The 26,299-nt window shown below is 71.3% G+C and carries 26 protein-coding genes and 4 tRNA genes; 21 read left to right on the forward strand and 9 right to left on the reverse strand.

Annotated features, from left to right (window positions below; translation table 11 throughout):
* Window positions 1-40: 40 nt before the first annotated feature.
* Window positions 41-1,081, reverse strand: coding sequence for a 2-oxoacid:ferredoxin oxidoreductase subunit beta (locus tag E1212_RS16990; RefSeq protein WP_131984599.1), 1,041 nt, complete (start codon window positions 1,079-1,081; stop codon window positions 41-43).
* A 14-nt stretch (window positions 1,082-1,095) separates the two neighbouring features.
* On the reverse strand, window positions 1,096-3,063 hold the full coding sequence (locus tag E1212_RS16995; protein WP_131984546.1) for a 2-oxoacid:acceptor oxidoreductase subunit alpha: 1,968 nt from the start codon (window positions 3,061-3,063) through the stop codon (window positions 1,096-1,098).
* Between the two features lie 140 nt (window positions 3,064-3,203).
* On the opposite strand from E1212_RS16995, the gene E1212_RS17000 reads away from it, so the two are divergent.
* From E1212_RS17000 to E1212_RS17015, 4 genes are all read left to right on the forward strand, one after another.
* Window positions 3,204-5,432, forward strand: a complete 2,229-nt coding sequence (locus tag E1212_RS17000; protein WP_131984548.1) for a carbon starvation CstA family protein — start codon at window positions 3,204-3,206, stop codon at window positions 5,430-5,432.
* Window positions 5,429-5,632, forward strand: a complete 204-nt coding sequence (locus E1212_RS17005) for a YbdD/YjiX family protein (protein ID WP_131984550.1) — start codon at window positions 5,429-5,431, stop codon at window positions 5,630-5,632. The genes E1212_RS17000 and E1212_RS17005 overlap by 4 nt, the downstream gene beginning before the upstream one ends.
* A gap of 107 nt (window positions 5,633-5,739) precedes the next feature.
* Window positions 5,740-6,588: a M48 family metalloprotease gene (locus E1212_RS17010; protein ID WP_131984552.1), complete on the forward strand. Its 849-nt coding sequence runs from the start codon at window positions 5,740-5,742 to the stop codon at window positions 6,586-6,588.
* Between the two features lie 56 nt (window positions 6,589-6,644).
* A complete protein-coding gene (locus E1212_RS17015) occupies window positions 6,645-7,199 on the forward strand; it encodes a hypothetical protein (RefSeq protein ID WP_131984554.1) in 555 nt (184 codons plus the stop codon).
* Window positions 7,200-7,375: 176 nt separating this feature from the next.
* Here the strand turns inward: E1212_RS17015 and E1212_RS17020 are convergent, their stop codons facing one another.
* Together E1212_RS17020 and E1212_RS17025 are read right to left on the reverse strand one after the other, a co-directional pair.
* A complete protein-coding gene (locus E1212_RS17020; protein WP_131984556.1) occupies window positions 7,376-9,619 on the reverse strand; it encodes an esterase-like activity of phytase family protein in 2,244 nt (747 codons plus the stop codon).
* 89 nt (window positions 9,620-9,708) lie between these two features.
* Window positions 9,709-10,203, reverse strand: coding sequence for a YajQ family cyclic di-GMP-binding protein (locus E1212_RS17025; protein ID WP_131984557.1), 495 nt, complete (start codon window positions 10,201-10,203; stop codon window positions 9,709-9,711).
* A gap of 98 nt (window positions 10,204-10,301) precedes the next feature.
* Here E1212_RS17025 and E1212_RS17030 point away from each other — a divergent pair.
* The 7 genes from E1212_RS17030 to E1212_RS17060 all read left to right on the forward strand — a co-directional run bounded on the left by E1212_RS17030 (window position 10,302) and on the right by E1212_RS17060 (window position 13,019).
* Window positions 10,302-10,383 (forward strand) — tRNA-Tyr (locus E1212_RS17030).
* A 116-nt stretch (window positions 10,384-10,499) separates the two neighbouring features.
* A tRNA-Thr gene (locus tag E1212_RS17035) sits at window positions 10,500-10,572 on the forward strand.
* Window positions 10,573-10,615: 43 nt separating this feature from the next.
* A tRNA-Met gene (locus E1212_RS17040) sits at window positions 10,616-10,692 on the forward strand.
* A 99-nt stretch (window positions 10,693-10,791) separates the two neighbouring features.
* Window positions 10,792-10,962: a 50S ribosomal protein L33 gene (gene rpmG / locus E1212_RS17045; RefSeq protein WP_026877526.1), complete on the forward strand. Its 171-nt coding sequence runs from the start codon at window positions 10,792-10,794 to the stop codon at window positions 10,960-10,962.
* A gap of 68 nt (window positions 10,963-11,030) precedes the next feature.
* Window positions 11,031-11,495: an FAS1-like dehydratase domain-containing protein gene (locus E1212_RS17050; RefSeq protein ID WP_131984559.1), complete on the forward strand. Its 465-nt coding sequence runs from the start codon at window positions 11,031-11,033 to the stop codon at window positions 11,493-11,495.
* The gene (locus E1212_RS17055) at window positions 11,488-11,934 is read left to right on the forward strand and encodes a MaoC family dehydratase (protein ID WP_131984561.1); all 447 of its coding nucleotides are present in this window, start codon (window positions 11,488-11,490) and stop codon (window positions 11,932-11,934) included. Before E1212_RS17050 ends, E1212_RS17055 begins: the two co-directional genes overlap by 8 nt.
* A complete protein-coding gene (locus E1212_RS17060) occupies window positions 11,931-13,019 on the forward strand; it encodes a UDP-N-acetylmuramate dehydrogenase (protein ID WP_238992382.1) in 1,089 nt (362 codons plus the stop codon). The genes E1212_RS17055 and E1212_RS17060 overlap by 4 nt, the downstream gene beginning before the upstream one ends.
* Window positions 13,020-13,059: 40 nt before the next feature.
* On the opposite strand, the gene E1212_RS17065 is transcribed toward E1212_RS17060, so the two are convergent.
* On the reverse strand, window positions 13,060-14,463 hold the full coding sequence (locus E1212_RS17065) for an MFS transporter (protein ID WP_203416937.1): 1,404 nt from the start codon (window positions 14,461-14,463) through the stop codon (window positions 13,060-13,062).
* A gap of 82 nt (window positions 14,464-14,545) precedes the next feature.
* Here E1212_RS17065 and E1212_RS17070 point away from each other — a divergent pair, with 82 nt between their 5' ends.
* Both E1212_RS17070 and E1212_RS17075 read left to right on the forward strand, forming a co-directional pair.
* Complete coding sequence (locus E1212_RS17070; protein WP_131984565.1) at window positions 14,546-14,986, forward strand: winged helix-turn-helix transcriptional regulator; 441 nt, start codon at window positions 14,546-14,548, stop codon at window positions 14,984-14,986.
* Between the two features lie 192 nt (window positions 14,987-15,178).
* Window positions 15,179-15,976, forward strand: a complete 798-nt coding sequence (locus tag E1212_RS17075; protein ID WP_131984567.1) for a PIG-L family deacetylase — start codon at window positions 15,179-15,181, stop codon at window positions 15,974-15,976.
* Window positions 15,977-16,557: 581 nt separating this feature from the next.
* Here E1212_RS17075 and E1212_RS17080 read toward each other — a convergent pair.
* From E1212_RS17080 to E1212_RS17095, 4 genes are read right to left on the reverse strand one after another with little or no spacing between them, the layout of a single operon-like run.
* Window positions 16,558-17,586, reverse strand: coding sequence for an adenosine deaminase (locus E1212_RS17080; protein ID WP_131984569.1), 1,029 nt, complete (start codon window positions 17,584-17,586; stop codon window positions 16,558-16,560).
* A gap of 10 nt (window positions 17,587-17,596) precedes the next feature.
* Complete coding sequence (locus E1212_RS17085) at window positions 17,597-18,823, reverse strand: pyridoxal phosphate-dependent aminotransferase (protein ID WP_131984571.1); 1,227 nt, start codon at window positions 18,821-18,823, stop codon at window positions 17,597-17,599.
* Between the two features lie 57 nt (window positions 18,824-18,880).
* The gene (locus E1212_RS17090) at window positions 18,881-19,510 is read right to left on the reverse strand and encodes a hypothetical protein (RefSeq protein WP_131984573.1); all 630 of its coding nucleotides are present in this window, start codon (window positions 19,508-19,510) and stop codon (window positions 18,881-18,883) included.
* A gap of 45 nt (window positions 19,511-19,555) precedes the next feature.
* A complete protein-coding gene (locus tag E1212_RS17095) occupies window positions 19,556-20,029 on the reverse strand; it encodes a hypothetical protein (RefSeq protein ID WP_131984575.1) in 474 nt (157 codons plus the stop codon).
* A gap of 212 nt (window positions 20,030-20,241) precedes the next feature.
* Between E1212_RS17095 and E1212_RS17100 the strand changes: the two genes are divergently transcribed.
* The 8 genes from E1212_RS17100 (at window position 20,242) to rplL (ending at window position 25,978) form a co-directional block, all read left to right on the forward strand.
* A tRNA-Trp gene (locus tag E1212_RS17100) sits at window positions 20,242-20,314 on the forward strand.
* A 53-nt stretch (window positions 20,315-20,367) separates the two neighbouring features.
* On the forward strand, window positions 20,368-20,616 hold the full coding sequence (gene secE / locus E1212_RS17105) for a preprotein translocase subunit SecE (RefSeq protein ID WP_131984577.1): 249 nt from the start codon (window positions 20,368-20,370) through the stop codon (window positions 20,614-20,616).
* A 44-nt stretch (window positions 20,617-20,660) separates the two neighbouring features.
* A complete protein-coding gene (nusG, locus tag E1212_RS17110) occupies window positions 20,661-21,398 on the forward strand; it encodes a transcription termination/antitermination protein NusG (RefSeq protein WP_238992383.1) in 738 nt (245 codons plus the stop codon).
* A gap of 66 nt (window positions 21,399-21,464) precedes the next feature.
* The gene (gene rplK / locus E1212_RS17115) at window positions 21,465-21,896 is read left to right on the forward strand and encodes a 50S ribosomal protein L11 (protein ID WP_131984581.1); all 432 of its coding nucleotides are present in this window, start codon (window positions 21,465-21,467) and stop codon (window positions 21,894-21,896) included.
* A gap of 85 nt (window positions 21,897-21,981) precedes the next feature.
* Window positions 21,982-22,692, forward strand: coding sequence for a 50S ribosomal protein L1 (rplA, locus tag E1212_RS17120; RefSeq protein WP_131984583.1), 711 nt, complete (start codon window positions 21,982-21,984; stop codon window positions 22,690-22,692).
* Between the two features lie 109 nt (window positions 22,693-22,801).
* The gene (locus E1212_RS17125) at window positions 22,802-24,604 is read left to right on the forward strand and encodes an alpha/beta hydrolase (RefSeq protein WP_131984585.1); all 1,803 of its coding nucleotides are present in this window, start codon (window positions 22,802-22,804) and stop codon (window positions 24,602-24,604) included.
* A gap of 255 nt (window positions 24,605-24,859) precedes the next feature.
* Window positions 24,860-25,507: a 50S ribosomal protein L10 gene (gene rplJ, locus E1212_RS17130; RefSeq protein WP_131984587.1), complete on the forward strand. Its 648-nt coding sequence runs from the start codon at window positions 24,860-24,862 to the stop codon at window positions 25,505-25,507.
* 78 nt (window positions 25,508-25,585) lie between these two features.
* Entirely contained in the window at window positions 25,586-25,978 is a 393-nt protein-coding gene (rplL, locus tag E1212_RS17135) for a 50S ribosomal protein L7/L12 (protein WP_131984589.1), read from the forward strand.
* The last annotated feature ends 321 nt before the right edge of the window (window positions 25,979-26,299 follow it).

The raw sequence follows: 26,299 nt of genomic DNA on the forward strand, positions 1-26,299 counted from the left end.
ATTAGCTCATGACGCGAGACGGCGTCGGCGCCGAACGGCGTCAGCCGACCGTCCACGAGTCGTTGCCGCGCAGCAGCGCCTGCAGGTCGCCCTCGCCCTGCGTCTGGGCGGCCTCGTCGAGCTGGGCGCTCATGAGGTCGCCGTAGGCCGGCCGCTCGACCCGGCGGAAGACGCCGATGGGGCTGCGCGCCAGCGTGCCGGGGTCGGCCAGCCGCGACAGCGCGAACGCCTGAGTGGGGTCGTCGGCCGTGGCGTCGTGCACCAGGATGCCGGGGTCGTCGCCCGCGCACACCTCGAGCGAGCCCGTGGCCGGGTTGCGCCGGACGCCGTGCCGGCCGTCGGCGCCGAACCGGACCGGCTCGCCGTGCTCGAGCCGGATGAGGACCTCGTCGCGGCTGTCGCGGTTCTTGAGGATCTCGAACGCGCCGTCGTTGAAGATGTTGCAGTTCTGGTAGATCTCGACCAGCGACGTGCCGCGGTGCGCCGCCGCGGCCGACAGCACCGACGTGAGGTGCTGGCGGTCGGAGTCGATGGTGCGCGCGACGAACGTGGCCTCGGCGCCCAGGGCCAGCGAGACCGGGTTGAACGGCGCCTCGAGCGAGCCCATGGGTGTGGACTTGGTGATCTTGCCCTGCTCGCTGGTGGGCGAGTACTGGCCCTTGGTCAGCCCGTAGATGCGGTTGTTGAACAGCAGGATCGTCAGGTTGACGTTGCGGCGCAGCGCGTGGATCAGGTGGTTGCCGCCGATCGACAGCGCGTCGCCGTCGCCGGTGATGACCCACACCGAGAGGTCGGGGCGCGACGCGGCCAAGCCGGTGGCGATGGCCGGCGCGCGGCCGTGGATCGAGTGCATCCCGTAGGTGTTCATGTAGTACGGGAAGCGCGAGGAGCAGCCGATGCCGGAGACGAAGACGATGTTCTCGCGGGCCAGCCCCAGGTCGGGCAGGAAGCCCTGGACGGCCGCGAGCACGGCGTAGTCGCCGCAGCCGGGGCACCAGCGGACCTCCTGGTCGCTGGTGAACTCCTTCTTGGTCTGCTTGGCGTCGGTGGTCGGAACCCCGGTGAGGCCGGGCCGGCCCAGTTCGACGGGTGCGGTCACAGCGCACCCACCTCCTCCATGATCACGTCGGCCAGCTCCTCGGCCTTGAACGGCAACCCCCGCACGCGGTTGTACCCGACGACGTCGACGAGGTACGTGCCGCGCAGCAGCAGGGCGAGCTGCCCGAGGTTCATCTCCGGCACGAGCACGCGGTCGTAGGAGCGCAGCACGTCGCCGGTGTTGGCGGGCATCGGGTTGAGATGACGCAGGTGCGCCTGGGCGACATTGTGGCCGGCCTTGCGCGCCCGCCGCACGGCCGCGCCGATGGGGCCGTACGTGGACCCCCAGCCGACGACCAACAGGCGGGCCGCGCCGCTGGGGTCCTCGACCTCCAGATCGCCGATGCCGGCCACTCCATCAACTTTGGCCTGGCGCAGCCGCACCATGCGCTCGTGGTTGTTGGGGTCGTACGAGATGGTGCCCGGGCCGTCGAGCTTCTCGATGCCGCCGATGCGGTGCTCGAGGCCGGGCGTGCCGGGCACGGCCCACGGCCGGGCCAGCGTCTCGGGGTCGCGCAGGTACGGCCAGAAGTCGCGCTCGCCATCGTCGTCGTGATTGAGCTCGGTGGCGAAGTTCGGGTGGATGACCGGCAGCGACTCGGCGTCGGGCACGCGCCAGGGCTCGGAGCCGTTGGCGAGGTAGCCGTCGGACAGCAGGAAGACCGGGGTGCGGTAGGTGACGGCGATGCGCACGGCCTCGATGGCGGCGTGGAAGCAGTCAGACGGCGACGACGCGGCGACCACCGGGACCGGGGACTCGCCGTTGCGGCCGTAGAGCACCTGCAGCAGGTCGGCCTGTTCGGTCTTCGTGGGCAGGCCGGTGGACGGCCCGCCGCGCTGGACGTCGACGATGACCAGCGGCAGCTCGAGCGACACCGCGAGGCCGACCGTCTCGCCCTTGAGCGCGACGCCGGGGCCGGAGGTGGTGGTGACACCGAGCGCGCCGCCGAACGATGCCCCGAGCGCGGCGCCGATGGCCGCGACCTCGTCCTCGGCCTGGAACGTGCGCACGCCGAACCGCTTGTGCCGCGACAGCTCGTGCAGGATGTCCGACGCCGGGGTGATGGGGTAGGAGCCCAGGAACAGCGGCAGCCCGGACTGGCGCGCGGCCGCGATGAGGCCGTAGGAGAGCGCGAGGTTGCCGGTGATGTTCCGGTACGTACCGGCCGGCATGGCGGCGGGCTTCACCTGGTACGAGACCGCGAAGTCCTCGGTGGTCTCGCCGTAGTTCCAGCCGGCCTTGAGCGCGGCGATGTTGGCGTCGCGGATGGTCTCGCGCGAGGCGAACTTCTCGCGCAGGAACGTCACGGTGCCGTCGATGGAGCGTCCGTACATCCACGACAGCAGCCCGAGGGCGAACATGTTCTTCGACCGCGACGCGTCCTTGCGCGAGAGGTCGAACGGCGCCAGCGCCTCCATGGTGATGCCGGAGAGGTCGAGCGCGTGCACCTTGTAGGCGCTGAGCGTGGTGTCCTCGAGCGGGTTGGTGTCCCAGCCGACCTTCTTCAGCGCGCGAGGCGTGAAGTCGCCGGTGTCGACGATGATGGTGGCGCCTTTGGGCACGTCGGGCAGGTTCGCCTTGAGCGCGGCCGGGTTCATGGCCACCAGCACGTCGGGTGCGTCGCCCGGCGTCAGGATGTCGTAGTTGGCGAAGTGCAGCTGGAAGCTGGAGACGCCGGGCATGGTGCCGGCGGGCGCCCGGATCTCGGCCGGGAAGTTGGGCAACGTCGAGAGGTCGTTGCCGAAGGAGGCGGTCTCGGCAGTGAATCTGTCGCCGGTCAGCTGCATCCCGTCACCGGAGTCGCCAGCGAATCGGATCACCACACGGTCGAGCTCGCGTACGTGCTTCACCGTCACCGTGTGTCGACGCCTCCTTACGACCTGTGTGTCGGCCGGATTGTCCTGGTCTGGCCGGGGTACTTCCGCGATGGCCGGGGTGTCCCGACTCGAATCCCGACCATCCATGCTACGGCGACTTTCCACAGGAGCCGTCTTGCCGTCCGAAGCGTGAGAGATCTCTCGCGCCCGACCACTCTCGACCGTTGGGACATCTACGCGTAATCTCTACGGTCACGCAGCTGGTCTCGATCAGTTCGGAGGTCGTCATGGTCGACACCGTCCGCACCGAGCCCGCACCGTCCCGCGGACGGCCTCCGCTCAGGTCGATCGTCGTCTGGACGCTGGTCGCCGTCGTGGGAGCGGTGTCCTGGGGCGTCGTCGCGCTGGTCCGGGGCGAGGAGATCTCCGCCCTGTGGCTGCTGGCGGCCGCACTGGGGTCGTACGCCATCGCCTACCGCTTCTACGCCCGGTTCATCGTCCGCCGGGTCCTGAAGGTCGACGACACCCGCGCCACCCCGGCCGAGACCCTGCGCAACGACACCGACTACCAGCCGACCGACCGCCGGGTGCTGTTCGGGCACCACTTCGCCGCCATCGCCGGCGCCGGCCCGCTGGTCGGCCCCGTCCTCGCGGCGCAGATGGGCTACCTGCCCGGCACGCTCTGGATCGTGGTGGGGGTGATCTTCGCCGGCGCCGTCCAGGACATGGTCGTGCTGTTCTTCTCGATGCGCCGCAACGGCAAGAGCCTCGGCCAGATGGCGCGCGAGGAGATCGGTGTCGTCGGTGGCGTCGCGGCGCTGATCGGCGTGTTCACCATCATGATCATCCTGCTGGCCGTGCTGGCGCTGGTGGTCGTGAACGCGCTGGCCGACTCCGCCTGGGGCACCTTCTCGATCGCGATGACGATCCCGATCGCGCTGTTCATGGGCTTCTACCTGCGCACGCTGCGGCCGGGCCAGGTCATCGAGACCAGCCTGATCGGCGTGGCGCTCCTGCTGCTGGCCATCGTCGGCGGGGGCTGGGTCCAGGACTCCAGCTGGGCCGACGCGTTCACGCTGTCACCCGAGGCGCTCGTGGTGGCGCTGGTCGTCTACGGCTTCGTGGCGTCCGTGCTGCCGGTGTGGATGCTGCTCGCGCCGCGCGACTACCTGTCGACGTTCATGAAGATCGGCACCATCGTGCTGCTGGCGGTCGGCCTGCTGCTGGCCCGGCCGACGCTGCAGAACGAGGCGATCACCGAGTTCGCGTCGACGGGCGACGGGCCGGTCTTCGCCGGTTCGCTGTTCCCGTTCGTGTTCATCACCATCGCCTGCGGCGCGCTCTCCGGCTTCCATGCGCTGATCGCCTCCGGCACCACGCCGAAGCTGATCGAGAAGGAGTCGCAGGTCCGGATGATCGGCTACGGCGGCATGCTCATGGAGTCGTTCGTCGCCATCAGCGCCCTGATCGCCGCGTCGGTCATCGACCCCGGCCTCTACTACGCGATGAACGCCCCAGCCGGCTTCCTCGGAGACTCGCTGGAGTCGGCGTCCGAGGCCGTGGCCGGGCTGGGCTTCGCCATCTCACCGGACCAGCTCGCCGCGGCGGCGGCCTCCGTCGAGGAGTCGACGCTGGTGGCACGGACCGGCGGCGCGCCCACGCTCGCCGTCGGCATGTCGCAGATCTTCACCGACGGGTTCGGCGTCGGCGCGCAGGCGTTCTGGTACCACTTCGCGATCATGTTCGAGGCGCTGTTCATCCTGACGACGGTCGACGCCGGCACCCGGGTCGGGCGGTTCATGCTGCAGGACACCCTCGGCAACGTGTGGAAGCCGATGCGCGACGTGTCGTGGAAGCCGGGCCTCTGGCTCACCAGCGCCGTCGTCGTGGCGGCCTGGGGCTACTTCCTCTGGGCCGGCGTCACGGACCCGCTCGGCGGCATCAACCAGCTGTTCCCGCTGTTCGGCATCGCCAACCAGCTGCTCGCGGCCATCGCGCTGACGGTGGTGACCACGATCCTCATCAAGACCGGCCGGCTGAAGTGGGCCTGGGTCACCGGCATCCCGCTGCTGTGGGACGCTGCCGTCACGCTGACGGCGAGCTGGCAGAAGGTGTTCTCCGACGACCCCGGGCTCGGCTTCTTCGCCCAGCGCGAGCGGTTCTCCGAGGCGCTGGCCGACGGCGAGGTGCTGCCGCCGGCGCGCTCGCTCGACGACATGGAGCAGGTGGTGACGAACTCCACCGTCGACGGCATCCTGGCGGCGTTCTTCGCGCTGCTGGTCGTGATCATCATCGCCGACGCCGCGCGGGTGTGCGTCCGGGCGCTGCGCGACCCGTCGAAGGCCACCAGCACCGAGGCGCCGTACGTCGAGTCGACGCTCGTCGCGCCGTCCGGTCTCATCCCGACCCGCCGGGAGCGCGAGCTCATGGCGGCGGCGAGCCGTCCCGGCGGCGACGGTGGCGGCGGCCGGCACGCGCGTCCAGGCGCTGACGGCGACGGCGGGAGCCTCCGGTGAGCGCCGTCCGGGGCGTGGTCGGACGCGCCGTGGCGGGTGTCTGGTGGTATCTGCGCGAGGTCAGCGGCGAGACCGCCTACGATCGCTACGTCGAGCACTGTCGCCGGCACGACGCCGCGGCGCGGGTGCTCTCGCGGCGCGAGTTCGAGCGTCGCCGGCAGGACGACCGCGACCGGACGCCGCAGCAGCGCTGCTGCTGAGACCGCGGGGACCGGCCGGGCGGCCGGGCCGTCCGGGTGGAACCCCGCAGGCCCACCGTGCGTTGACCCGCAGGGCGCCGTGATCGGCGGACCGGGTGCCCCGAGAGGTGGACGTGCAACGCAATCGTGTGAAGGCCGTGGTGCTGCTGGCCGGGCTGTCGACGCTGGGCCTGCTGGTCGGCTCGTGGTTCGGCGCGGCGGGCCTCGCCGTGGCCGCGGTGGTCGTCGTCGCACTCGACTGCTACATCGTCGTGCGCTCCGACGCCATCGCGCTGCGGGCCATGCGTGCCTACCCCGTCAGCGAGGCCGAGCAGCCGGTCCTGCACCGAGTGGTGCGCGAGCTGACGGCGCCCGCCCGAGTCCCGATGCCGCGCCTCTACGTCAGCCCGACACGCGCCGTGAACGCGTTCGCCACCGGCCGCGACCCCGGCCACGCCGCCATCTGCTGCACCGAGGGCGTCCTCGAGCTGCTCGACGAGCGCGAGCTGCGCGCCGTCGTCGGCCACGAGCTCGCCCACATCCGCCGCGGCGACACCGTCGTCTCGTCCACGGCGGGCGCCGTCGCCAGCGTCGTCATGGTGGCGGCCGGACTGCGGCTCTTCGGCCGCCGCGACCGCGACCAGGCCGGTCCCGTCGGGCGGGCGCTGCTGACGGTGCTCGGCCCGGTGGCCGCCGCCGTCGTGCGTGCCACCGTCAGCGAGGACCGCGAGTACGAGGCCGACGCCGAGGCCAGCCGCATCACCGGCGATCCGCTCGGGCTGGCCGCCGCCCTGCGCAAGCTCGACGCCAGCACCCGCCGGCTGGTGCTGCCGCCGGAGCGCGACATCGTCGCCACCAGCCACCTGATGATCGCCAGCCCGCTGCAGCAGACCGGCATCGCCAAGCTGTTCGCCTCGCACCCGCCCATGGCCGAGCGTGTGGCCCGCCTGGAACAACGGGCCGGCTACCGCCGCTGACGCACGATCCGGCGGCGTCCAGGTCGTTTGTCCGTCGATCGGATCGCAGTGCACTCTTGACCGTCGACCACAGGCCCGGCCCGGCAGAGGAGGTCGGGCAAGTGACGCTGCATGCGTTCGTCGACGAGTCGTTCGCCGGCGACTACATCGTGGCGGCTGCGGTAGTCCCCGCGAACGATGTGAACGGGGCTCGGGCGGCCGTGCGCCGGCTGCTCAGGCCCGGCCAGGAGCGCATCCATTTCAAGAAGGAGAGCGACGCCCGCCGGGCGCAGATCCTCACCGGGCTGGAGGCGCTGGACCTCACCGTCCGTGTCTACCTGGCCGAGAACGGGCGCGACGCCCGAAGCGTGTGCCTGGAGCGCATGGTGCCCGATCTCGCAACGCTCGGCGTGACACGGCTCGTGCTCGAGCGCAGCGATCCGCTGGTCGATGCCGACCGGCGAGCGCTGTTCGAGCTGACCCGCAAGCACGCCTGCGACCTGGAGTACCGGCACCTGCGTGCCCACGAGGACCTGCTGCTGTGCGTGGCCGACGCCGTCGCCTGGTGCTACACGAAGGGCGGGCGTTGGCGAGACCGGGTGTCGGCCTACAGCACGGTGATCCGGCCCTAGACAGCGCGATGCCCCGCTCACCGACCGTCCGGACGACTGCGGGGCCCACTTCCTCGGGCTACTGCCCTCGGCACTCCACACTTTAACGCCGCCCACGCCGCGTTGCCAAGCGGACGAAACGGCGAGCGCCCGGCCCGTGCGGGTGCACGGACCGGGCGCCCGGTCTGCGCCAGCCGTCAGTCCTCGAACTCCTCGACGGCGGCGTCGCCGTGGTCGGGATTGTCGGTGAAGAAGCCGTCCATGCCGGCCTCGAGGAACACCCGGATCTCGCCCTCCACGTCACCGATGCCGCTCGGGTCGGCCGACGAGCGGAACTCCGCGGGCAGGAACTGGTTCTCGCGGCGGAACGTCCACCCGTGCACCTCGAGACCCGCACGGTGGGCGTCGCGGATCACCGGGGTCGGCTGCCCGAGTGTGCCGGCGGCCGTCCGCGGGATCATGACGTTCTTCTCCAGGCCCACGCCGTCGGCGTAGCGGGCGATGGCGCGCAGGCCGTTCGCGGTCGCGAGGTCGGCGTACGTGCGCGGATCACCGGCGGCGACCAGGTCGTACGGCGCGCCGCTGGAGCTGATCAGCTGGGCGATCCGGACGCCGGTCATCCGGTCCAGCTCCTTGAGGTTGCCGGTCTCGAACGACTGGAGGATGACCGGGGCGTTCTCGTCGTTCATGCCGTTGGCCTTCAGCGTGCGGACCAGGGGCTCCTCGAGCGAGAGCCCGATGGAGTCGAAGTAGGTCGGGTGCTTGGTCTCCGGGTAGACGCCGACCGGCTGCCCATCGCAGGTGCGTGAGTTGCGGGCGAGGTCGAGCACCTCGTCGAGCGTCGGGATCAGGTAGAGGCCGTCGAACGCGGTGTTCTGCGGGCGGACGGCGGGGATGCGCTCCTTCGCCCGCAGCGTGCGCAGCTCGGCCAGCGTGAAGTCCTCGGTGAACCAGCCGGTGATGCTGACGCCGTCGATGACCTTGGTGGTGCGGCGGCCGGTGAACTCGGGCCGGGTCGAGACGTCCGTGGTGCCGCCGATCTCGTTCTCGTGCCGGGCGACCAGCACGCCGTCCTTGGTCGAGACGAGGTCGGGCTCGATGAAGTCCGCGCATTGCAGGATCGCGGTCTCGTACGCGGCCAGCGTGTGCTCCGGCCGGTAGCCCGAGGCGCCCCGATGCCCGACGACGGTGACGCCGTCGTCGCTCGGCCGCACGCGACGCAGGTCGACGATCGCCATCTCGGTGTCGTCCGGCGTGCCGGTGTTGCGCGCGTCGTTGCCCGGGTAGTTGTTGTCGTTGCCGATGAGCATGCGGCCGTCCTTCAGCCGCAGCACCGTCTCGAACGACTGCACCGGCAGTGCGAACGTCTCGCCGAGGCCGTAGCCCTCGCCGGCGTCGATGCCCTCGGGGTTGTCGATGCGCAGCGCGTCGAGGATCAGCGTCTTGCCGACATAGCCGTCGCGGTCGCGGCGGTGCAGGTCGATCTCGTAGATGCGCTTGGTGACCGACTGGTCGCCCTCGAAGTCGTCGCGCTCGATGATCCAGAACTTCCCCCGGCCGACGGTGAAGGCGTCACCGATGACGTTGGCCACCTGGTCGGTCTGGTAGCTCCAGGTGCGCCCGGTGTAGCGGTCGTGGCGGGTGTCGAACTCGTGGATCTCGCGGCGGCGCTGGTCGGGGTCGTCGGCGTACGCGCCCTCGACGATCGGGTAGAGGTAGCGGCCGTCGGGCGACGCGGCCATGGCCTCGAAGCCGCGGCTGGAGCGCACCTGCGGGGTCTCGCCCGGCTGCAGGTACGGGCTCTGCGGCGACTTCAGCCCGCGCGGCAGCGCGACCGGCGGCTCGAGCAGCGTGCCGTCGCGGTCGAAGTGCAGGATGAACGGGCCGAACTCCTCGCCCACCCAGAACGTGCCGTCCTTGGCGCGGACGACCGATTCGATGTCGAAGTCGGCGCCGGTCAGCAGCCGGTCCGTGGTGGCCTCGTTGACGATCGGGAAGTCGAGGACGTCGTTGCGGTCGTTGTACGAGACGTACCGCAGCACCTCGATCTCGCCCGAGCCGCCGTCGCCGGTGTTCCACTGCGGCCGGACCAGGTAGTTGCGCAGCAGGAAGTCCGCCGAGTTGCCCTTCGAGCCGAAGCCGTTGTCGGGCTGCGCCCAGAAGGTGCCGTCGCCGTTGTCGGCCATGGCCGAGAAGCCGGGGATGACCTGCCCTTCCCACGGGCCCCGGCGGCCGTTGGCCGGCGACGCCAGGGCGCCCGACGGCGGGCCCTCGGCCAGGTAGTCCGCGGACAGCGTGGCCCGGCCCTCGAGGACGGGGTGGGTGACCTGGCCGCGCGAGGAGTGCCCGCGGTCGTGGTCTTCTCCGGCGGCCGCGGCTGCCGGGAGCAGCAGGGTCGCGGCGACGGCGGCCGCGACGGAACGCGCGAGTGGGGTTCTCATCAGCAGATCACAACGGCGTCCCGCGACGACGACGCGACGTCGTCGTGAACGCAGCTCGGCGCACGGCCGAAGTCCCCGCGAACTCGGGCTCAGCGGTAGTTGATGAACTGCACCGCGAAGTCGAAGTCCTGCTCGCGCAGCAGCGTCATGACCGCCTGCAGGTCGTCCTTGCTCTTCGACGACACCCGGACCTCGTCGCCCTGCACCTGCGTCTTCACGCCCTTGGGCGCCTCGTCGCGGATGGCCTTCGTGATCTTCTTCGCCTGGTCCTGGTCGAGGCCGTCCTGGAGCGTCGCCGTGATCTTGTACACAGTGCCGGAGGCGCGCGGCTCGCCGGCGTCGAGCGCCTTGAGCGAGACCTTGCGCTTGACGAGCTTGTCCTTGAAGACGTCGAGCACGGCGTTGACGCGGTCTTCGGCCGAGGCCTCCATCTCGATGCCGAGCTCGCCCAGCCAGCGGATCGAGGCGCCGGTGCCACGGAAGTCGAAACGCTGGGAGATCTCCTTGGACGCCTGGTTCAGCGCGTTGTCCACCTCCTGCCGGTCGACCTTGCTCACCACGTCGAACGAGGACTCGCTTGCCACGTCGGCTCCTTCGGGATGTCTCGGGCCCGAACCGATTGTCCGGCGCCCTGCGCACTGATGTATTCTCTCACCGGTCCGAGCCGAAGGCCCGGAACCGCGGCAGGTTGCCCGAGCGGCCAAAGGGAGCTGACTGTAAATCAGCCGGCACAGCCTACGCAGGTTCGAATCCTGCACCTGCCACGCCTCTCGAGGTCTGTGAGCGCACGTCCCGGTACCGGCCGGTTCGGGACGTCAACTCCACGCCGACGGCCGATTTCGCACCACGGCCCGAGGTCGTATACCCTCGTCTGGCGCACGCCCCAATAGCTCAGTCGGCAGAGCGTCTCCATGGTAAGGAGAAGGTCTACGGTTCGATTCCGTATTGGGGCTCTGGTGAGGATGCGCCGCAGTCTGTGCGGCGCCGACTCCCCTCGGCGGGGTAGCTCAGGTGGTTAGAGCAAACGGCTCATAATCGTTGTGTCGCGGGTTCGAGTCCCGCCCCCGCTACCACCACCCCGGCCGGCCCGCTCGGCTCGATTGGATGAGTCGTGACCAGGTCGGGTACCCTTGCACGGTTCCGACGATCCAGACGTCCCGAAAGAGGCACCCGTGGCCGCCAAGAGCGCTGACATCCGTCCCAAGATCACCATGGCCTGCACGGAGTGCAAGGAGCGCAACTACATCACCAAGAAGAACCGGCGCAACGACCCCGACCGGCTCGACTTGAAGAAGTTCTGCCCGCGCTGCCGCACGCACACCGTCCACCGCGAGACCCGCTGACGCGTTCGCGCAGGCTCGTGGCCAGGGTCTCCGTCGGAGCCCGGCCCTGGTGACGGTAACGTCAGCGCATGCCCATTGATCCCTCGGTCGCCGGACGGGTCTACCCTCCCCAGTACTACGAAGTGAGCCGGGAGAAGATCCGCGAGTTTGCGGAGGCCATCGGCGACGCGAACCCGGCGTACGTCGACACCGCAGCGGCTCGCGGCTACGGGCACGGCGACGTCGTCGCGCCGCCCACCTTCATGATGATCATCGTGATGAACGGTTTCGACCTGCTGATGAAGGACCTGGGCATCGAGTTCGCCCGGGTCGTGCATGTCGACCAGCGCTTCACCTACTCGCGGTCGCTGCCGGTGGGCACCCGGGTCGAGGCGACCACCCGCCTCGACGGGGTTCGTGCCGTCGCCGGCAACGACCTGCTCAAGATCCGCACCGAGGTCCGCGACGAGCAGGACGGCACCGACTTCTGCCTCTCCGAGGCCACGCTGCTGGTGCGGCCCGAGGACTTCGACGGGGGAGACGCGAGTGACTGAGCGGGTCACCGAGCAGCTGGCCGTCGGTGACGTCGTCGCCGACCACACGTACTGGATCACCCGCGAGAACCTCATCCGGTACGCCGGGGCCTCGGGCGACTTCAACCCGATCCACTGGAACGAGCGCGTCGCCACGTCCGTGGGGCTGCCCAACGTCATCGCCCACGGCATGCTGACCATGGGGCTGGCCGGCCGCCTCCTCACCGACTGGCTGGGCGACCCCGCCGCCGTCGTCGAGTACGGCGCCCGCTTCGCCCGCCCGGTGGTGGTCCCCGACGACGACATCGGCGTCGCCGTCCGCGTGGCCGCCTCCGTCACTCAGGTCCGCGACGACGGCCTGGTGGCCCTCGAGCTCACCGTCAAGGTCGGCGACCAGAAGGTGCTGACGCAGGCCCGGGCGCTGTGCCGGCTCCCGGCCGACCGGCCGTCGCAGCCGTGAACGCGGGGGTCCGGACGGTGCGCGAGACCTTCGACGTCCCCCTCGCCGGCCTCACCACGCTGCGGCTCGGCGGCCCGGCGAAGCGCGTCGTCGAGGCGGCCACCGAGGACGAACTGATCGGCCTGGTCCGCGACTGCGACGAGCGCGGCGAGCCGGTGCTGCTGGTCGGCGGCGGCTCGAACCTCGTCATCGGCGACTCCGGGTTCGACGGGACGGTGGTGCGGGTCGCCACCCGCGGCGTCACCGTCGACGACAGTGCCTCCTGCGACAGCGACGCCCTGGCCGCCTGCGGCGGCGTGCTGCTGACGGCGGCCGCCGGCGAGTCGTGGGACGACCTCGTCGCCTACACCGTCGCGAACGAGTGGCCGGGCATCGAGGCGCTGTCCGGCATCCCCGGCCTGGTCGGCGCCACCCCCATGCAGAACGTGGGCGCATACGGACAGGAGGTGCGGCAGACGGTCTGGCAGGTGCGCACGTACGACCGCCAGGACCGCCGCGTCCGCACCTTCGCCAACGCCGACTGCCGCTTCGCCTACCGCGACAGCCGGTTCAAGGGCACCGACCGCTACATCATCCTGACCGTCAGCTACCAGCTGCGCGAGGGAAGCCTCGCGATGCCGGTGGCGTACGCCGAGCTGGCCCGCCGGCTCGGGATCGAGGTGGGCGGGCGGGCACCGCTCGGCTCGGTGCGCGAGGCCGTGCTCGCGCTGCGCGCCGGCAAGGGCATGGTGCTCGACGCCGCTGACCACGACACCTGGAGCGCGGGGTCGTTCTTCACCAATCCGGTGCTCACCGAGGCGCAGGCCGCCGCACTGCCCGGCGACGCGCCCCGCTGGCCCGCCGGCGATGGTCTGGTCAAGGCCAGCGCGGCCTGGCTGATCGAGCACGCCGGGTTCGGACGCGGCCACACCGGCGGCCGGTCCGGCGTCTCGCTGTCGACCAAGCACACGCTGGCTCTGACCAACCGGGGCGAGGCCAGCACCGCCGACCTGCTCGGCCTCGCCCGCGAGGTGCGCGACGGCGTGCGCTCCGCCTTCGGCGTCGAGCTGGCGCCGGAGCCCACGCTCGTCGGCTGCACCTTCTAGGCGCGATCCTCGCGCTCCTCGCCGTCCGCGACGCTCGCGCTCACACGGCGACCTCCTGCTCGGCAGGGACCCGGGCCCGGCGGCGCAGGCCCGAGCCCGTGACGACCACGCCGATCAGAGCGGCGGCGAGCGGGACCAGCAGCGCGGTCCGGAACGTGTCGAGGTCGGCGCCGGCCGGGCCGCTCCCGGCCACGACGGCCGCCGTCACGACGGCCAGCCCGAGGGCGCCGCCGAACTGGAACGACGTCGTCAGCACGCCGCTGGCGAGGCCCTGCTCCTCCTCCGCGACGCCGTCGGTGGCGGCGATGGTGAGCGGCCCGTACGCCAGCGCGAACGCGACGCTGAGTGTCAGGAACGCCGGCAGCATGGCCGCGTACGTCCAGTCGGCGCCGACCCGCAGGAACAGCGCGTACGCGACGGCGGCGAGCACCAGCCCGACGACGATCACCGTCGGGTTCCCGAACCGGCGAACCAGGATCGGCGTCAGCGTCGGCGCCAGGATGGCGTCCAGGCCGAGGATCATCAGGGCCAGCCCGGTCTCCGTCTCCGACCAGCCGCGGAACTCCTGCAGGTACAGCACGGCGATGAACTGGAAGCCGAAGAACCCGCCGACCAGCATCATCGCGCCCAGGTTCGCCCGCACCAGCGGCGCGGAGCGCAGCAGGCCCAGCCGCAGCAGCGGCCTTCGGGTCCGGCGCTCGATCGCCACGAACGCCACCAGCAGCGCGACCCCCGCTGCCGCCGTCGTCGCCGTCGAGCCGATGCTCACCTCCGGCAGCATGACGACGGTGTAGACGAGCAGCAGCATCGCGCCGGTGAGGCTCAGCGTGCCGCCGACGTCGTAGCCGCCGCGGGTGCGCGCGGCCGGGGTGTCGTGCGGGATCAGCCGGACCGCCGCCGCCAGGATGAACGCCGCCATGATGACCGGGGCGAAGAACACCCAGCGCCAGTCGATCGCCGTCAGCAGTCCGCCGGTGACCATGCCGAGCGAGAAGCCGCCGGCCGCGATGCCGGCGTAGACCAGCAGGGCCTGGTTGCGCTGCGGGCCTTCGGGGAACGTCGTCGTGATGATGGACAGGCCGGCCGGCGTCATGAACGCCGCCGCCACACCAGTGACGAACCGCGCGACGATCAGCATCCAGCCGTCGGTGGCCAGTCCGCCGAGGCCGGAGAAGAGCAGGAACACGGTGAGCCAGAGCACGAACATCCGCCGCCGGCCCAGCAGGTCGGCCGCACGGCCGCCGAGCAGCACGAACCCGCCGTAGCCGAGGACGTAGGCACTCACCACCCACTGCAGGGACGATGTGGACATGCCGAGGTCGTCGCGGATCGACGGCAGGGCGACGCCCATCATCGAGATGTCGATCCCCTCGAGGAAGATCGCGCTGCTCAGCACGAGGAGGATGGCCCAGCCTCGGGAGGTGAGCCGGTCGGACGGTGCCACGGGTGGACTCCTTGATTGGTTATCGAACTGAGGGTCAGTTACTTCTTGTGCCTGATCGCATCTTCCGGCACCATTGCTGACCATGGAAGAAGGCACTTCGAAGTCACCCGGGCACACGCCGGTAACCGACCCCGCGTACTGCCAGAAGTGGGACCCGCGCGAGGACTGCGAGGTCCGGCAGATCCTCGACCGCGTCGCCGACAAGTGGTCGCTGCTGGTCATCGCCCTGCTCGACCTCCGGAGCCTGCGGTTCACGGAGCTGCGACGCGAGATCGACGGCATCAGCCAGCGCATGCTCACGGTCACCTTGCGCCAGCTCGAGCGCGACGGCCTCGTGCGCCGCACCGTCCACCCCGTCGTGCCGCCCCGCGTCGACTACGAGCTGACGCCCCTCGGCGCCACGCTGCACGACACCATCGAGGCGCTGGTCACCTGGACCGAGGAGCACCGGCAGGAGATCGCCGCGGCACGCGACGAGTACGACCGGCGGGCCGCTCGCACCGACGAGCTGGTCGACGCCTGAGCGAAAACCGGTGTACGGGCGAGCGGGGATGTGGCAGACTCTCCGCTCGTGATCAGCATGCCGCTCCGCACCGCCCTCGCGGCGGTCGCCGGCATGCCCTGCTGTTGTCGCTGTCGCTGACCTCTCCCGCGACCCCGACCCTCCGGCGGGACCGGCTCGGCGCCGGCCGCCCTCGTCCGACAGCAGGCAGGCATGTTCTCGAACCACTCGGCCCTCAGTGGGCGCACCGTACTCGTCCTCCACGCGCACCCTGACGACGAGGCCATCTTCACCGGCGTGACGCTGCGCCGCCTGGCCGACGCCGGCGCGCGGGTCGTGCTGGTCACGGCCACGCTCGGCGAGCTGGGCGAGGTACACGTGCCGCTCGCGCCCGGCGAGACCATGGCGCAGCGCCGGGTCGCCGAGCTGGAGAGCGCGGCGGCGCTGCTCGGCGTGTCGCGGCTGGTGCTGCTGGGCGCACGCGACTCCGGGCTGCCCGGCGCCGCGGACAACGTCCACCCCGACGCGCTGGCCGCCGCCGACCCCTCGCGCGTCGCGCGCCGCATCGCCACCCTGGTCGACGAGGAGTCCGCCGAGGCGATCGTCCACGACGACGGCCGCGGCATCTACGGCCACCCGGACCATCTGGCGGCGCACCGCATCGGCGCGGCGGCGGCCCGGCTGACCGGCGTGGTGTCCTACGAGTCCACCGTCGACCGCGACCACCTGCACGACCGCCGCACCCGCTCGCACCTCATCCACGCCGCCGCCGAGGCGACCGGGTTGCCGTTCGGCGTGCCCGCGGACGACGTCGCACTGCGCATCGGCGCGACGGCGTCGGAGCTGGCGGTCAAGCGGGCCGCCATCGGCGTGCACGCCAGCCAGGTCAGCCCCGACTCCCTCGGCCACGCCGGCTTCGACGAGGCGTACGGCTACGAGTGGTACCTGCGCTCCGGCGCGTCGTCGGGGATCCTCGACGAGCTGGCCCTGCCGGCCGTTGCCGCTGTTTGAGGTCGGCTGGGATGGTGGGGTTTCCCCCGTCCCCCTGCTGCCCATTCTCTTAGCCCCGAACGGCCGCCTCAAGCGGACCGGTGGGCGCTGCGCGCCCTGGGGGTCCGCTTGACCCGCCCGTCCGGGGCCTAAGAACGGGCAGCTATCAGGGGGACGGGGGGAGTCTGGCGACGGGCACGGGTCCTAGCGGGCCCGCGTGCGTCCGCATGGCGGGATTTGGCGGCGTTGGCGGGGCCGTCACGAGGTTCTCTGCCGCTTCACCAGGCCTGCATGCCTGGTGATGTGGCAGAACGCCTGGTGATGTAGCGGATCGCCGATGATCATCGCGGTGCAGAGTCCGGCGAACCGGGGCGAAACGGGCACGCGAAGCGGCGAGGCGTGCCCAGGGTCTCCCCGTCCCCCTGATAGCTGCCCGTTCTTAGGCCGCGGGTGCCCGGGTCAAGCCGAAGCCCCCCGAGCACAGCGGCGAGGTGACCACAGAGAGCGCCGGCTTGAGGCGGGTGGCCGGGGTTAAGAGAATGGGCAGCAGGGGGACGGGGAGCCAACCTCAAACCACCGGCCCACCTCACCCCCGGCCCACCTCACACCCCGGCCAACCAGGCGTCGACGCCCTCCAACAACTCCTTGCGGACGTCGGACGGGGCGGCCGAGCCCTCGATGGAACCGCGGGCCAGTGCGGCCAGCTCCGCGTCGCTCAACCCGTGCACGTGCCGGGCGGTCTCGTACTGGTCGAGCAGCCGCGAGCCGAACAGCAGCGGGTCGTCGGCCCCGAGCGCCACCCGGGCGCCGGCGTCGGCCAGGGTCCGCAGCGGCACGTCCTCGGGCGCCGAGTACACCCCGAGCGCGACGTTCGAGGCGGGGCAGACCTCCAGGGTGATCTGCGACTCCACGATGCGCTCCAGCAGCGCCGGGTCCTCCGTCGACCGGATGCCGTGGCCCAGGCGGACCGCGCCGAGGTCGTCGAGGCAGGCGCGGGCGCTGTCGGGTCCGCGCAGCTCGCCGCCGTGCGGCACGGCCAGCAGGTCGGCCCGGGCGGCGATGGCGAAGGCGGGGGCGAACTCGGCGATGACGCCGCGGCGCTCGTCGTTGGACAGTCCGAAGCCGACCACGCCGCGCCCGGCGTACTGCACGGCCAGCCGGGCCAGCGTGCGGGCGTCGAGCGGATGCCGGGTCCGGTTCGCCGCGATGACGACGGCGATCCCGACCCCCGTCGAGTCCGACGCCGCGCGGACGGCGTCGAGCACGAGGTCGGTGAACGCCGTGATGCCGCCGAACCGGCCCCCGTACCCGGACGGGTCGACCTGGATCTCGAGCCAGTGCGAGCCCTCGGCCGCCTCGTCCTGCGCGGCCTCGAGCACCAGGCGGCGCACGTCGGCCTCCGTCATCAGCACCGAGCGCGCGACGTCGTAGAGGCGCTGGAACCGGAACCAGCCCTTCTCGTCGGCGGCCGACAGCAGCGGCGGCCAGTCCTCGCGCAGCGAGTCGGGCAGCCGCACGCCGTGCTCGTCGGCCAGGTCGAGCAGCGTCGAGTGCCGCATCGACCCGGTGAAGTGCAGGTGCAGGTGCGCTTTGGGCAGGGCCCGCAGGTCGCGAGGAGCCGGTTCGGTCACGCGACGCGGCTCAGCCGAGCAGCCGCTGGATCCGGCCGACGCCCTCGGCGAGGTCGTCGTCGCCCAGCGCGTAGGACAGCCGCAGGTAGCCGCTGGGTCCGAACGCCTCGCCCGGGACCACCGCGACCTCGGCCTCCTCGAGGATCAGCTCGGCGAGCTCGGCGCTTGTCTTCGGCGTGCGCCCGGCGATGGTCCGGCCGAGCACGTCCTTGACCGACGGGTACGCGTAGAACGCGCCCTCGGGCTCCGGGCAGTAGACGCCGTCGATCTCGTTGAGCATGGCGACGATGGTGCGACGGCGCCGGTCGAACGCCGCCCGCATGTCGGCGACGGCGGACAGGTCGCCGGCGACGGCGGCCAGCGCGGCCCGCTGCGACACGTTGGCGACGTTGGACGTGGCGTGCGACTGCAGGTTGGCGGCGGCCTTGATGACGTCCTTGGGGCCGATCATCCAGCCGACCCGCCAGCCCGTCATGGCGTAGGTCTTCGCCACACCGTTGACGACGACGCAGGTGTCGGCCAGCTCGGGCACCTCGGTGACGATGGACGAGAACGTCGCGTCGCCGTAGACGAGGTGCTCGTAGATCTCGTCGGTGACGACCCAGAGCCCGTGCGAGTGTGCCCAGCGGCCGATCTCGCGGACCGTCTCGGGCGGGTACACGGCACCGGTGGGGTTCGACGGCGACACGAACAGCAGCACCTTGGTACGCGCGGTGCGAGCGGCCTCGAGCTGCTCGACGCTGACGCGGTAGCCGGTGGTCTCGTCGGCCAGGACCTCGACGGGGACGCCGCCGGCCAGCGCGATGGACTCGGGGTACGTGGTCCAGTAGGGCGTCGGCATGAGCACCTCGTCGCCCGCGTCGAGCAGGGCGGCGAAGGTCTGGTAGACGGCCTGCTTGCCACCGTTGGTGATGAGCACCTGGCCGGCCTCGACCTGGTAGCCGGAGTCGCGTGCCGTCTTCGCGGCGACGGCCTCCTTCAGCTCCGGCAGGCCGCCGGCGGGGGTGTAGCGGTGGTTGCGGGGGTCGCGGCAGGCCTCGACGGCGGCCTCGACGATGTAGTCGGGCGTCGGGAAGTCGGGCTCGCCGGCCCCGAAGCCGATGACCGGCCGCCCGGCCGCCTTGAGCGCCTTCGCCTTCGCATCGACCGCGAGCGTGGCCGACTCGGCGATGGCGGCGATGCGGGCAGAGACGCGGGCGGTGGCGCCGGCGGGCGCAGGCGAGATCATGCGGTCCATCCTGGCATCATCCCGCCGCGCCACGCCAAGGGGTTGCGCGTTTCAGCCGGACGGCGTTCAGCGCTGCTTGCCGCTCCGGGCCGCGTAGTACTGGCTCGACTCCGGCCGGTAGAGCAGATAGAGGATGTACCCGGCCAAACCGATCGAGATCAGGTTGACGATCAGCGCGATGCCGCCGCCCCCAGTGCTCAGCGAGAGGACCGTGAACAGGATGTTGAGACCACCGAGCACGGTCGCGACGACCCGGGCCCAGGACTTGCCGGCCTTGTTCGCCGACGCCATCCACAGCCAGAGCGCCACGCCGATGAGGCCCACGACCAGGCCGACGCCGACGGTGACGTTGACCGCGGCGTCGACCTCGTCGGCGGTGAGGCTGGTGTCGGACTCCTCGATCGCATCGCGGATCGAGCCGCGGAACAGCAGCGGGATCAGCGCGGTGACGGCCGAGATGGCTGCCCCCACGTACATGAGGATGACCGCGCGGCTGATCGAAGGCGGCGGCTCGGCCGGCACGGCGGGGTCGCCCCATGCCGAGCCGCCGTCGACGGGGCCGGTCCACGCGGGCGGGCCCGAGGGCGGCGGCGCGGACTGCCACGGCTGCTCCGGCGGCCGGCCCTGACCTGACTGCGCATAGGGGTTCTCTTGGTCGCCCGGACCGGAGCCCGGCGGAGGGGTGGTGCCGCTCATGGTCGAATCTCCATCGTCTCGAGTGGTACCTGTAGGCAAGGCACCCTAGCTGGTCGGAGGCTCCGGCGAGGCGAACCAACGCCGTGCCTCGGGGCGGTACAGCAGCCAGGCGACGGCGACGGCCACCACCGCGACGGCCGCGCTCACGACGTTGTAGGCGTCGAAGCGGGGCGCGCTGACGAGCGTCGCCAGGGTCGCCGTCACGTAGAGCGCCGCCAGCACCGTCGCGGTGACCCGCCAGCGGCGGCTCCCTCGCCGGCAGCCGCGGGCCACCAGCAGCCACAGGCCGGCCACGACGAGCAGGAAGAACAGGTACGTGCCGCGCATACTGGCGCCGGACGCCTCGCCGCCCGCGGAGTCGGCCAGCGCCTCCTCGAAGGCATCGGGGTCGAGCGCCCGCAGCACGCCCATCAGCGCCGTCAGCGCCGCGCCCAGGTACATGAGGCGCACCGCGGCCAGGATCTCGCCCGGCGGGCGCAGGATGCCGACGCCGTCGTTCCCCGGCACCGTGGCGCTCATGTCGATCTCCGTCGGGTCGCCAGCACACGTACCATCGACACTAGAGATCGCCGGGCGGGAGCGCCACCGATCCGAGCGGCGAATGACCTTCTCCGCAGCGAGTTCGACCGAGACGGGCCTCACCCCGTACACTCTCACTCTTGGGTGGTCGTCCGACCCCCGGCCGAAGCGTGCCCACACAACTTTGGCAGGGGATCACCACGTCCGCTCGAAGGGCAGTAGCTCAATTGGTAGAGCACCGGTCTCCAAAACCGGCGGTTGGGGGTTCAAGTCCCTCCTGCCCTGCGAGGTCGCACACCCAGCGGCCTGACGTTGTTCCAGACTCAGCGAGGTAGCACGTGACGGAGACCAGCGGCAAGACCGCTACACCCGAGCGTCCGCGTTCGCCCCGGCGCCGCGGGCCGTTCGCCCGACTGTCGCTCTGGACCCGCCAGGTCGTGGCCGAGCTGCGGAAGGTCGTCTACCCGACCCGCAAGCAGCTGCTGACGTACACGGCGGTCGTGCTCGTCTTCGTGACGATCATGATCACCTTCGTCTCGCTGCTCGATCTCGGGCTGGGCTGGGCGATGTTCGAGATCTTCGGCTGAGCCGGTCCGTGGTCAGCCGCATCCAGGAGGAAGAAGCGCACACCGTGTCCGAGCAGGAGTCGACCATCGAGGACGTCGAGACCGAGGAGTCGCCCGCGGGCGAGCCCGGTCCGGCTGAGGCTGCCACCGAGGCGGAGCCCACCGAGGCGGAGTCCGCCACGGACGAGGCCGCCGGCAGCGTCGAGTCCGAGGAGTCCGACCCGCTGGCGGAGTTCCGCCGGGCACTGCGCGCGAAGCCGGGTGAGTGGTTCGTCGTCCAGACCTACTCCGGCATGGAGAACCGGGTCCGGGCCAACCTCGAGAACCGCATCGGCAGCCTCAACATGGAGGACTTCATCTTCGAGATCGAGGTCCCCACCGAAGAGGTCGCCGAGATCAAGAACGGCCAGCGCCGCATGGTGAAGCGCAACCGCTTCCCCGGCTACGTGCTGGTGCGCATGGACATGACCGACGAGTCGTGGTCCGCGGTCCGCAACACCCCGGCTGTCACGGGGTTCGTCGGCCACGCGCACCAGCCCATCCCGCTGGACCTCGACGAGGTCGAGCGCTGGCTCGCTCCGCAGGTGGCCGAGCAGGCCAAGCCGGCGGAGGAGAAGAAGCAGGTCGAGGTCGTCGACTTCGAGGTCGGTGACTCCGTCATGGTCGTCGACGGACCGTTCGCCACCCTGCACGCGACCATCAACGAGATCAACGCCGACTCCCAGAAGATCAAGGGACTCGTCGAGATCTTCGGCCGCGAGACTCCCGTCGAGCTCTCGTTCAACCAGATCCAGAAGCTCTGACGGATCCCCGCGCGCGCCGTCCGGTGCGCGCGGGACAGCATCACCATCACGACAAGGACCCGAGGAATGCCAGCGAAGAAGAAGGTCGCAGGCCTGATCAAGCTCCAGATCCAGGCCGGCCAGGCGACCCCCGCACCGCCGGTCGGCCCCGCGCTGGGCCAGCACGGCGTGAACATCATGGAGTTCTGCAAGGCGTACAACGCTGCCACCGAGTCGCAGCGCGGCAACGTGATCCCGGTGGAGATCACGGTCTACGAGGACCGTTCCTTCACCTTCGTCACCAAGACCCCGCCCGCCGCCCGCCTGATCCTCAAGGCCGCCGGCATCGACAAGGGGTCGGGCGAGCCGCACAAGACGAAGGTCGCGTCGATCAGCCGCGAGCAGCTGCGCAGCATCGCCGAGCAGAAGATGCCCGACCTCAACGCCAACGACATCGAGGCCGCCGAGAAGATCATCGCGGGCACCGCCCGTCAGATGGGCGTCACGGTCGCCGACTGAACCGCCGGCCGGGTCACCGGCCGGCCAGTGGGAGGGTCCCAGCGCTGGGCCCGCACCACGACTCCAGGAAACACGAGGAGATGACATGAAGCGCAGCAAGTCCTACCGCGCCGCGGCGGAGAAGATCGACCGCGATCGCCTGTACAACCCGGTCGAGGCCGTCAAGCTCGCCCGCGAGACGTCGAGCACCAAGTACGACGCCACCGTCGAGGTGGCCCTGCGGCTGGGCGTCGACCCCCGCAAGGCCGACCAGATGGTCCGCGGCACCGTCAACCTCCCGCACGGCACCGGCAAGACCGCACGGGTCCTGGTCTTCGCCGTCGGCCCGAAGGCCGAGGAGGCCAGGGCGGCGGGCGCCGACATCGTCGGCGGCGACGAGCTGGTCGAAGAGGTGCAGGGCGGCAGGCTCGACTTCGACGCCGTCGTCGCGACGCCCGACCTCATGGGCAAGGTCGGCCGGCTGGGACGGGTCCTCGGCCCGCGCGGCCTGATGCCGAACCCCAAGACCGGCACCGTCACCATGGACGTCGAGAAGGCCGTCTCCGACATCAAGGGCGGCAAGATCGAGTTCCGGGTCGACCGGCACGCGAACCTCCACTTCATCATCGGCAAGACGTCGTTCACCGAGCAGGCGCTGGCCGAGAACTACGCCGCCGCCCTCGATGAGATCAACCGGCTGAAGCCGTCGGCGTCGAAGGGCCGCTACATCCGCAAGGCGACGCTCGCCACCACCATGGGCCCGAGCATCCCGCTCGACCCCAGCAAGGTGCGGGTGGCGGAGGCCACCGAGGCATGAGCTCCGCCCGGTGAGCCGTTCGCTGACGACTCACCGACCCGCGACCGCCGCGATCCATACCGATGGCTCGCGGCGGTCGCGTTTCGCCGCCCGGATCCGGGAGCTCCCCGTGCTGGGCCGCTTCGTCGGCTGGCTGCGCCCCGACTACGGCGGGCTGATCGGCGCGGCCTGCTTCTTCTGTTGGTCGCTGACGCCGACGCTGCTGCCGCGCACCTGGATCTACCAGGCGATGGTGAGCGGGTTGACGGCCACCATCGGCTACGCGCTCGGTGTGCTGCTGGCCTGGCTGGTGCGGCTGGTGCTGCGCCGCGCGCGGCCGCGGTGGCTCACGCCGCCGCGGCGCACCCGGCTGGTCGCCTGGTGGGGCCTCGGGGTGACGGCGGCAGCTGCGGTCGCGTGGTACCTGGCGTCGAACGCGGCCTGGCAGACCGAGCTGCGCACGCTGATGGACGTCGAGAGCCCAGGGCCCAACCACTACCTGCTGATCCTGCTGGTCGCCGGCGCGATCTTCGTCGTGTTCCTGGCGCTGGCCCGGCTGCTGCGCGGCGCGTCGCGGCGGCTGCGGCGGTTCTTCGCCCGCTGGGTGCCGCCGGTGGTCGCGCTGGTCGCGTCGGTGCTGAGCGTGGGCGGGCTGGCGTTCTGGTCGTGGACCGGCCTGCTGTACCCGTCGCTGCTGGGTGTCGCCAACGACGCGTTCGCCGCCGTCAACATGGAGACCGAGGCCGGCAACAACGCGCCGTCGTCGGCGACCCACTCGGGCGGCCCGGGCTCGCTGGTCACCTGGGACTCGCTGGGCCGCAAGGGCCGCGAGTTCGTGTCGTCGGGGCCGACCGTCGACGAGCTGACGGCGTTCAGCGGCGAGCCGGCGCTGGATCCGGTCCGCGCCTACGTCGGCATGGACTCCGCCGAGACCCCGGCGGGGCTCGCCTCGCTCGCCGTCCGCGAGCTGGAGCGGGCCGGCGGCTTCGACCGCGCCGTGCTGGTGGTCGTGACGACGACGGGGACCGGCTGGGTCGACGGCGCCGCGGCCGACGCGCTCGAGTACCTCTACAACGGCGACTCCGCGATCGTCGCGCTGCAGTACTCGTACCTGCCCAGCTGGATCTCCTTCGTCGCCGACCAGGAGCAGGTGCGGCTGGCCGGGCGGGCGTTGTTCGACGCCGTGCACGACGCCTGGCGGGAGCGTCCGCCGTCGCAGCGCCCGAAGCTCATCGTCTACGGCGAGAGCCTCGGCGCCATGGGCAGCGCGGCCGCCTTCGACTCGCTGGACGACCTGCGTTCGAAGGTCGACGGCGCGCTGTGGGTCGGCTCGCCGAGCCGGCACTCGCTGCGCACCGAGCTCACCGCGGCACGCGACCCGGGCACGCCGTCGAGGCTCCCGGTGTACGACGGCGGCCGCGAGGTGCGGTTCTGGGGCGGCTGGCAGGAGCCGCTGGACCTCGAGTTCGGCCCGGGAGGGGCGTGCAAGACCGTGCGGCGATGGGGGGCCGAAGGTCTCCCTGAGCCCTCGGCACAGGGCGGAGTCCAGCTGGAGGGAGTTCGTGATCCTTGCACGACCCGACCTCCCGAGGAGCACGGGCCGCCGGTGCTGTTCCTGCAGCACGCCTCCGACCCCGTCACGCTGTGGTCGTGGGACCTGTTGCTCGAGCGGCCCGAGTGGATCGACGAGGAGCATGGTCCCGACGTCCTGCCCACCCTCGACTGGTATCCGTTCGTCACGTTCTGGCAGGTCACGGCCGACATGGCGCTGTCGGCGACGGTGCCGGTCGGGCACGGGCACAACTACGGCGGCGAGCTCGTCGACGCCTGGCTCGCCGTGGCGCCGCCCGATGACTGGCCGGCCGGGCGCACCCAGGAGCTGCGCGACATGGTGCACTCGTTCCAGGATCAGAAGACCGGCCCCTTCGGCTGAGCACGGGCGCCGAGCACGATCCGATTTGGTGGCGGGTGCCCGACCCCGTACCATGGACGTTGCCAAAGACCGCCGGTCTCACGATCGCCCGCCGATCGTGACGAAGGCCCCGCAGAGATGTGGGCGGCCCGCGCAGGTGAGAGACGAAGGTTCCGCCGTCGGCAGCTGCCGCCGGCTTCCCTCGCCCCGTGCCTGCGCCGGGGCGTTTTTCATGTCTGCGGGCCCTCCGGCATCACCTCCGGAAGAAGGAGCCCCATGGCGAGGCCTGACAAGGCAGCCGCGGTCGCAGAGCTCGCGGACGAGTTCCGCAGCAGCAACGCGGTCGTGCTGACCGAGTACCGCGGCCTCACCGTCAAGCAGCTGACGGAACTGCGTCGGTCGCTCGGTGGGAACGCGTCCTACGCCGTGGTGAAGAACACGCTGACCAAGATCGCGGCGCGCGAGGCCGGGGTCTCGGGGCTCGACGACTACCTCTCCGGCCCGTCGGCCATCGCCTTCGTCAAGGGCGACCCGGTCGAGGCCGCGAAGGGCCTGCGTGACTTCGCCAAGGCCAACCCCGTCCTCGTGGTGAAGGGCGGCCTGCTCGACGGCGCCCCGCTCACGGGCGAGGAGATCACCAAGCTCGCCGACCTCGAGTCGCGCGAGGTCCTGCTGGCCAAGCTGGCCGGTGCGATGAAGGCGTCGCTGCAGAACGCGGTGTCGCTGTTCGCCGCCCCGCTGGCGCAGACCGCTCGCGTCGTCGAGGCGCTGCGGCAGAAGGTCGAGGCCGAGACGCCGGCCGCCGAGGTGGCTGCCGACGACGCACCCGCCGCCGAGGCACCGGCCGACGAGGCACCCGCCGACGAGGCACCCGCCGCCGAGACCGCTGACGCGGCCGAGGCGACGGAGCAGAACGAGGGCTGAACGCCCGGGGGTCGTGACTCGACCCCGAGCCCGTACGACAACCCGGCATTCAGCCGACCACAGAAAGGAACCGCCACCATGGCGAAGCTCAACACCGAGGAGCTCCTCGACGCGTTCAAGGAGATGACCCTCATCGAGCTCTCCGAGTTCGTGAAGAAGTTCGAGGAGACCTTCGAGGTCACCGCGGCCGCCCCGGTCGCCGTCGCCGCCGCTCCGGGCGCTGCTGCCCCCGGTGGTGCCGCGCCCGCCGAGGAGGAGAAGGACGAGTTCGACGTCGTCCTCGAGGCCGCCGGTGACAAGAAGATCCAGGTCATCAAGGAGGTCCGCGCCCTGACCTCCCTCGGCCTGAAGGAGGCCAAGGACCTGGTCGAGGCCGCGCCGAAGCCGCTGCTCGAGAAGGTCAACAAGGAGGCCGCGGACAAGGCCAAGGAGGCCCTCGAGGCCGCCGGCGCCACCGTCTCCGTCAAGTGAGTCACTGACCCACTGGCACACGACGGGCCCGGTACCCCCACGCGGGGTGCCGGGCCCGTTCGCGTGCCCGGATCGGTGACACCGTGGCTTGCCTCGTCGAAGAGACCAAACGCGCCCGGAGTCGTGTTCGTGGAGCGCCTCTGCGTGTCAAGGCCCGTCCTCGGCGAGTCGAGGTCCCCGTACGCGGCTCCGGCTCGTTGAGCAGCGCCCGACTCTGTCGGCGCGCGCCCGTAAGGTGGGTTCCCTCCCAACCGGGCGGGGTGGCCCACCCGGTGGGCGGGCGACCCACCCTGATGGGTGGGCCAGCCCACCCATCAGGGT

Origin of the sequence: Jiangella ureilytica, from assembly GCF_004348545.1 — a bacterium.
Classification (GTDB): domain Bacteria; phylum Actinomycetota; class Actinomycetes; order Jiangellales; family Jiangellaceae; genus Jiangella; species Jiangella ureilytica.

Bases quoted from the DNA above. Each gene is read 5' to 3' on its own strand.
- E1212_RS16995 (WP_131984546.1), bottom strand. From the start codon at position 3,063: ATGGATGGTCGGGATTCGAGTCGGGACACCCCGGCCATCGCGGAAGTA.
- E1212_RS17000 (WP_131984548.1), top strand. From the start codon at position 3,204: ATGGTCGACACCGTCCGCACCGAGCCCGCACCGTCCCGCGGACGGCCT.
- E1212_RS17020 (WP_131984556.1), bottom strand. From the start codon at position 9,619: ATGAGAACCCCACTCGCGCGTTCCGTCGCGGCCGCCGTCGCCGCGACC.
- E1212_RS17050 (WP_131984559.1), top strand. From the start codon at position 11,031: ATGCCCATTGATCCCTCGGTCGCCGGACGGGTCTACCCTCCCCAGTAC.
- E1212_RS17070 (WP_131984565.1), top strand. From the start codon at position 14,546: ATGGAAGAAGGCACTTCGAAGTCACCCGGGCACACGCCGGTAACCGAC.
- E1212_RS17075 (WP_131984567.1), top strand. From the start codon at position 15,179: ATGTTCTCGAACCACTCGGCCCTCAGTGGGCGCACCGTACTCGTCCTC.
- E1212_RS17085 (WP_131984571.1), bottom strand. From the start codon at position 18,823: ATGGACCGCATGATCTCGCCTGCGCCCGCCGGCGCCACCGCCCGCGTC.
- E1212_RS17090 (WP_131984573.1), bottom strand. From the start codon at position 19,510: ATGAGCGGCACCACCCCTCCGCCGGGCTCCGGTCCGGGCGACCAAGAG.
- E1212_RS17095 (WP_131984575.1), bottom strand. From the start codon at position 20,029: ATGAGCGCCACGGTGCCGGGGAACGACGGCGTCGGCATCCTGCGCCCG.
- rplK (WP_131984581.1), top strand. From the start codon at position 21,465: ATGCCAGCGAAGAAGAAGGTCGCAGGCCTGATCAAGCTCCAGATCCAG.
- rplA (WP_131984583.1), top strand. From the start codon at position 21,982: ATGAAGCGCAGCAAGTCCTACCGCGCCGCGGCGGAGAAGATCGACCGC.
- rplJ (WP_131984587.1), top strand. From the start codon at position 24,860: ATGGCGAGGCCTGACAAGGCAGCCGCGGTCGCAGAGCTCGCGGACGAG.
- rplL (WP_131984589.1), top strand. From the start codon at position 25,586: ATGGCGAAGCTCAACACCGAGGAGCTCCTCGACGCGTTCAAGGAGATG.